Origin of the sequence: Sphingopyxis sp. (genome assembly GCF_016463645.1) — a bacterium.
Taxonomy (GTDB): domain Bacteria; phylum Pseudomonadota; class Alphaproteobacteria; order Sphingomonadales; family Sphingomonadaceae; genus Sphingopyxis.
The window spans coordinates 1-5591 of record NZ_JAEMQX010000183.1 but is presented as its reverse complement, the minus strand read 5'-3'; the positions used below and the strand labels follow the sequence as shown (position 1 = coordinate 5591).

The window sequence follows — 5591 nt, the reverse complement described above, 5'->3', positions numbered from 1 at the left end:
TCGCCGCGCCGCTCACTTGAAGCGATAGGTGATCCGACCCTTGGTCAGGTCATAGGGGGTGAGTTCGACGAGCACCTCGTCGCCCACGAGAACGCGGATGCGGTTCTTGCGCATCTTGCCGGCCGTGTGGCCCAGAATCTCGTGATCATTTTCCAGTTTGACGCGAAACATCGCGTTGGGCAGCAGTTCGACCACCTGGCCGCGCATTTCCAGAAGTTCTTCTTTCGCCATCTATCCTCTATGGGCTCGAAATATCAGGATGCGGGCCCATAACCGCAATTTGCGCCAATTGAAAGCAATCTGTCACAGGCGGCTCAGGACACCAGCTTCAGCCGGCGCGCGACGCGCCAGCCGACGGTCTTCGCCCACGCATAGCTTGGCCAGCGCGGCGGCATCGCGGGGTCGAGCCCGACGCGGCGCAGCGTCGCATTGGCGGCGTGCGCCTCGGACTCGCGATAGCTCCACTCGCTACGCCAAGTGATCGACAGCGAGACCGAGGGGGCATTGCCGTTGGCGACAAAATGCGGCGCCATCACGGGCATCAGCACCGCGTCGCCGGGGCCGAGCGGCACCTGCTGTGCGTCTTCCTTATAGGTGTCTTCCCACGGCAGGTTGCGATGCCCCCCCGTGTGATAGCGTTCATGCTCGCGGCGATGGGCGAACCGCTCGTCGCCCGCAGGCCAGACATTCATCACCTTGTCGCCCCTGAGCTGGAGCAGGATGTTGTGCTCGGGATCGAAATGATAGGGGGTGATCGATCCCGGCGACGAGATGAAGATGAAGCCCTGCGGCGTCAGCATCGCGCCGGTGCGCGGAACCACGACCAGCTCGAGTTCGCCGAGCAGGTCCATCAGCAGGGTACGATAGGCGGGCACATTCTCGATATTCTTGAGCACTGCCCAGCTGCCGTTGCTGTCGATCGTCCGGATCGTCTCGCCGATCGAGAGGCCGTTCGAAGGGACATCCTCGGGCCGGATTCCGATCGGGATATCACCCGGATTATACTCGACCTCGCTCGCGGGCAGGCTTTCGCCGAGCTTTGCCAGCGCCTCGAGCGACAGCAGCGGATGATCGGGAAGGTGGTGATGCAGCAATCCGGCCCGCTGGGGATAGAGTTCTGCCATCCGGTCGAGCGTTTCGGCGGGAAACACCGGCGCGGCGAGGGTCTGATGCTGGGTCATGAGGGTTCCTGCTCTTCGATAGCGGCCGGCGCGGCGCGTTTCCAGCGCCGCCAAATGACTTCGGCCCGCGTGAGTGCGGCGAAGCGAAGGCGATCGCCGCGCCCCGACAGCGGCGCATTGACCCAGACGAGGCGCCGCCGCTCGCGCCACACGCTGTCGATCATCGGGTGGCCGGGCGCGGCGCAGCTGTCGACCCAATCGATGCGGTCGTCGTTCAGCAGATCGAGGTTCGCCTGCTGGAGCAGCACCCCGGGCGAGAAGCGCGCATAATCCTCGTCAAACGCGGTCTTGAACGAAAAGCCGCCCGGCGGGCAGAGGAAATTGACGAGCATCGCGAGTGGCCGGCCGTCCAGATCGAGCGCGCGCATGTCGAGCCTGCCCGCCTCCGCCGCCGCGGTCAGGATCGCGCGAAACCAGGCTTCGGTATCGCCCTGGCTCGCAAGCGCCGAGCCGGCGCGCCCCTTCCAGCCGCGCGCTTCGAGGTCGAGGAAGGCCGCGATCCATGGCTCCGCCGGTTCGCCGGCGCGCCAGCGGCGGAAGTCTACCGACCCTTCATCGGCCAAGCGGTTTGCCTGTCGGCGCAATTCCTTGCGCTTTTTGGCACGCACCGCGCCATCCCAATACTCCTCCGGCGAGAGCATGCTGTCGAGCAAAGCGCGTTCCTCGCAATGCACATCGACCGTCGCGCCGCCGCGCGCCCGCGCAACATCGACAAGCGCGCGGTGGAGCGGACCGTCGGCGGTCAGTCGCGGCACATGCAACATCGTGCGCGCCCATGGTGCCGCATCACACCAGCCAAGCAGAATCGACCAGAACAGGCGTTCGAATCCGGCACGGACCAGCGGAAGTCCGAGGAAGTGGTTGGGATGCGCCCAGCCGGTGACGTGACGGAGCGGTACCCGGCCATATCGCACTGCAGACGCGACCGGCATGACGCCGATCACCGGACCGTCGCTGCCGTCGCGAACAAGGATGAGCCGCGCCAGCCGGTCGGGGTCGAGGAGATGCAGCGCCGATTGCAGGCACCAGCGCTCGGCAAAGGGATTGGGCTCGCTCGCCTCGTCGGCCAGCCGGTCCCATGCCGCGCCAAGCTCGTCCGACAGCGCAAGCGGATCGACGACGCGTACCGTCACCGGGCTGGCGTCGGCGGTGGGCGTCGGAAAGGCGGGATGGACGGTCATCGGCTGCGAGCCTAGCAGCGAAGCGTTAAGATGGCGTGGCGATTCGGCAAGGGCGCCGCGCAGACCAGCCTCTTGAAAAGGCTAAATTCCGAAGAGCTTCGCCAGCGATTTTTCGAGCATGAAGAATTGCCAGATCAGACGGCCGTGGTCGCGGCGACCCGACTGGTGCGCGGCGACGATGCGCTCGATTTCCGCCATGTCGAACCAGCCCGAGCGCGCGAGCGTGGCCGAGGTCGCGAGTTCCCTCGCCTGCGGAGCGAGCGCGCCGCGGAACCACGCCGACACCGGCGTCACGAACCCCATCTTTTGCCGATAGAGGATATCGTGCGGCAGATAGCGTTCCATTGCCTGCTTCATGATCGCCTTGCCGGTCCCGCCCTTGACGCGCATCGACGCGGGCAGGCTAGCAGCGAATTCGATCAGACGGTAGTCGAGCAGGGGTTCGCGCGCTTCGAGGCTGACCGCCATGCTCATCCGGTCGGTCTTGGTCAGGATGTCGCCCGGCAGCCAGATCATCAGGTCGGCATATTGCGCGCGGTCGAGCGGTTCGCGCGCCGGCGCATCGCGCATCGCCGTCCAGTAACGTGCCTCGGCGACATGGTCGCCGAGCGCATGGACAGCGGCGTCGTTGAACAGCCGGGCGCGTTGCGCGGGTCCCGTCACCCCAACCGCCTCCGCATAGCCCTCCGCCCCGCTCTTCGACAAGCTGGCGAGCGTTGCGCGGGCGCGCAAAGGGCGCGGCGCCCAGTCCATCTGCGGCCAGACGTGTGACAGCGGGCCGAGCACGCCGCGACGCAGGAAGCTCGGGATCAGGCCGCGGAGCCTTTCCTCGCGATGCTGGAAGACGAGGCGGCGATAGCCCGCAAAGGCTTCGTCGGCGCCGTCACCCGAAAGCGCCACCGTCACCTCTTCGCGCGCGAGTTCGCAGACGCGGTAGGTCGGCAGCGCGCTCGCGTCGGCGAACGGCTCATCGAACTGGTCGGCGATCCGGTCCACGAGCGCGAAATCACCGGGTGACACGGTGCGCGTGCGGTGGTCGGTCGCGAAGCGTTCGGCAATCGCCTGCGCATAGGCGGTTTCGTCGAGCGCAGCCTGATCGAAGCCGATCGTGCAGGTCTTGACCGCCTTGGCGCTCGCCTCGGCCATCAGCGCGACGACCGCGCTGCTGTCGACGCCGCCCGAGAGGAACGCGCCGAGCGGAACGTCGGACACCATGCGGTCGGTCACCGCGGCGCGCATCAGGTGGACCAGATGTTCGGCCGCCTCGCCTTCCGAGGCCTTGATGCGTCTCGAAAAATCGGGCGCCCACCAGCGTGTCGGCGCGGGCACGGGTTTGCCGCGTTCGAGCATCAGATAATGGCCCGCGGGCAGTTTCTCCACCCCGGTGACGATGCAATTGTCGTCGGGAACATATCCGAAGGCGAGGAAATCCTCGATCGCGGTGAGGTTGGCTTCCTGCCGAAGCAGCGGATTGCGCAGCAGCCCCTTCAGTTCGGAGGTAAAGGCCACCGACCCGTCGGACAGGCGAACGAAATGGAGCGGCTTTACCCCGAGCCGGTCGCGCGCCAGAAACAGGCAACCGCGCCGGTGATCGTGAAGCGCAAAGGCGAACATGCCGTTGAGTCTCGACAGGCAGTCGGAACCCCATTGCCGCCAGGCGGCGATGATCACCTCGGTATCGCCCGAGGTGCGGAAGCGATGCCCGCGATCTTCGAGCTCGGCGCGGAGTTCGCGGAAATTGTAGATCTCGCCATTGTAGGTGAGCGTGACGATCTCGTCGTCGCTCGCCATCGGCTGCGGGCTGCCGGCGATATCGATGATCGAGAGGCGGAGATGCGCAAGGCCGACGCCGGGGGCGGTCCATTCGCCCGAGCCGTCGGGGCCGCGGTGCGCCATCGGATGGAGCATCGCGCGTAGCCGCGCCGGGTCGACCGGCTTCGCCGTTTCAAGGTGATAGATGCCCGCGATCCCGCACATATTCTTGACGCTTAACGGCTTTTGAGCGCGCGGTCAGCCATCGCGGCGACTCCACCCGACGCGGAAAGGAAATCCTCCATCGCATTCCGGCCGCCCTGACGCTCCTCGCTCGATATGATCAGCGACAATGCGCGCGGATCGCCGCCGATGAGCCGCGCCCGCAGTTCGGCGAGTTTTGCACGGCGCGGGCTGCCCGTCACCGTTCCGCCCACGACATACCAGGTCGCCGTATCGCGCAGCACCGGACCCGGATGCAGCAGCCGTTCGGTCTTCGCGCCCTCGATCGCCGGGAGTGATGCGCTCCAGGCCCATTTGCTGTCGGGATCGATCGCGCCCTGCCCGAATGCGACGACCTCGCGCCCCTCGGCCTGACGTTCGTAACCGCCGACCGCGACCGCTACTCTCCGCCCTCTGGCATCAACAAAGTGGCGCATGAGCCATTGGTCAGCGCCGTCGAAGCGCGGCGCCCACGCCGTCCCTTCGGCTCCCGCCGCCTGCCAGCCCGGCGGAGCGATGACCGATATCGCGGCCGGCAGCGGCGCGCTGCGCTCGCCAACCCAATACCCCCAAGCGACAAAGAGCAACGGAACAGAAAGCGCGGCGGGCACGACTGCGCGCCCCCGAGCGGCGAAACGCGGCGAGCCGGCCAGTCCGCGCACGTCGACCGCCGCATCGTTCGCCGGTCGATCAAACCAGCGACGCGCGACGAACATCACCAGCAGGATCACCGCGCCGAAGAAGAACCAGCCGTAGAAGACATGGTCGATCCCGCCCGCCGCCTCGATCCCCCAGATTTCGGCGGCGACCATCGTGCCCCAGGCCCGCAGCGCATTGGCGAGAATCGTCGTCGCGAGGGCCGCAGCGACGAAAACGATCCGCCGCGTCCAGCTTCTGAAACAGAGATGCGCCGCGAATATCGAATAAGCGAGCATCGCGATCAGGAAATTGACCCCCGAACAGGCTTCGGCGACCTCGAAGAAGCCCGCGCGCGTCGTGATGAACACGCCCTCCATCTCGGCCTGGAGGCCCGACAGATGGAGGAGCACCATGGAGATATGCGCGGTGAGCGTCTGGAGCAGCGGCACCAGTTCCTCGCCGAACGGCACGAGCAGCAGCGCGTAACCTAGCGGGAACAACAGTCCGCGCACGAGCTTTTCGCCGAGCGTCGCAGCGACCGCCCCCTGCAGCATCAGGACGAGGCCGAGTTGGCGGAACAGGCCGACCCCCGCGGCCTCCCCGACAAGCCAGACGA

Annotated in this window: 5 protein-coding genes; all 5 read right to left on the bottom strand. The window is 66.6% G+C overall.

Going from position 1 to position 5591, the window contains the following annotated elements; all coding sequences use genetic code 11:
* Positions 1-12 precede the first annotated feature (12 nt).
* Positions 13-231 carry a translation initiation factor IF-1 gene (gene infA, locus JHC57_RS20805; RefSeq protein WP_010162480.1) on the bottom strand — a complete coding sequence of 73 codons (219 nt, stop codon included), beginning with the start codon at positions 229-231 and terminating at the stop codon, positions 13-15.
* Between the two features lie 83 nt (positions 232-314).
* Complete coding sequence (locus tag JHC57_RS20800; RefSeq protein ID WP_294032490.1) at positions 315-1181, bottom strand: cupin-like domain-containing protein; 867 nt, start codon at positions 1179-1181, stop codon at positions 315-317.
* A complete protein-coding gene (locus JHC57_RS20795) occupies positions 1178-2362 on the bottom strand; it encodes a GNAT family N-acetyltransferase (RefSeq protein ID WP_294032489.1) in 1185 nt (394 codons plus the stop codon). The genes JHC57_RS20800 and JHC57_RS20795 overlap by 4 nt, the downstream gene beginning before the upstream one ends.
* 81 nt (positions 2363-2443) lie before the next feature.
* The gene (locus JHC57_RS20790) at positions 2444-4339 is read right to left on the bottom strand and encodes an XrtA/PEP-CTERM system amidotransferase (protein WP_294032488.1); all 1896 of its coding nucleotides are present in this window, start codon (positions 4337-4339) and stop codon (positions 2444-2446) included.
* A gap of 11 nt (positions 4340-4350) precedes the next feature.
* A partial coding sequence (gene xrtA, locus JHC57_RS20785) for an exosortase A (protein ID WP_294032487.1) occupies positions 4351-5591 on the bottom strand: 1241 nt, incomplete at its 5' end.

Coding starts and splice junctions, on each gene's coding strand:
- infA (WP_010162480.1), bottom strand. CDS start 231: ATGGCGAAAGAAGAACTTCTGGAAATGCGCGGCCAGGTGGTCGAACTG.
- JHC57_RS20800 (WP_294032490.1), bottom strand. CDS start 1,181: ATGACCCAGCATCAGACCCTCGCCGCGCCGGTGTTTCCCGCCGAAACG.
- JHC57_RS20795 (WP_294032489.1), bottom strand. CDS start 2,362: ATGACCGTCCATCCCGCCTTTCCGACGCCCACCGCCGACGCCAGCCCG.
- JHC57_RS20790 (WP_294032488.1), bottom strand. CDS start 4,339: ATGTGCGGGATCGCGGGCATCTATCACCTTGAAACGGCGAAGCCGGTC.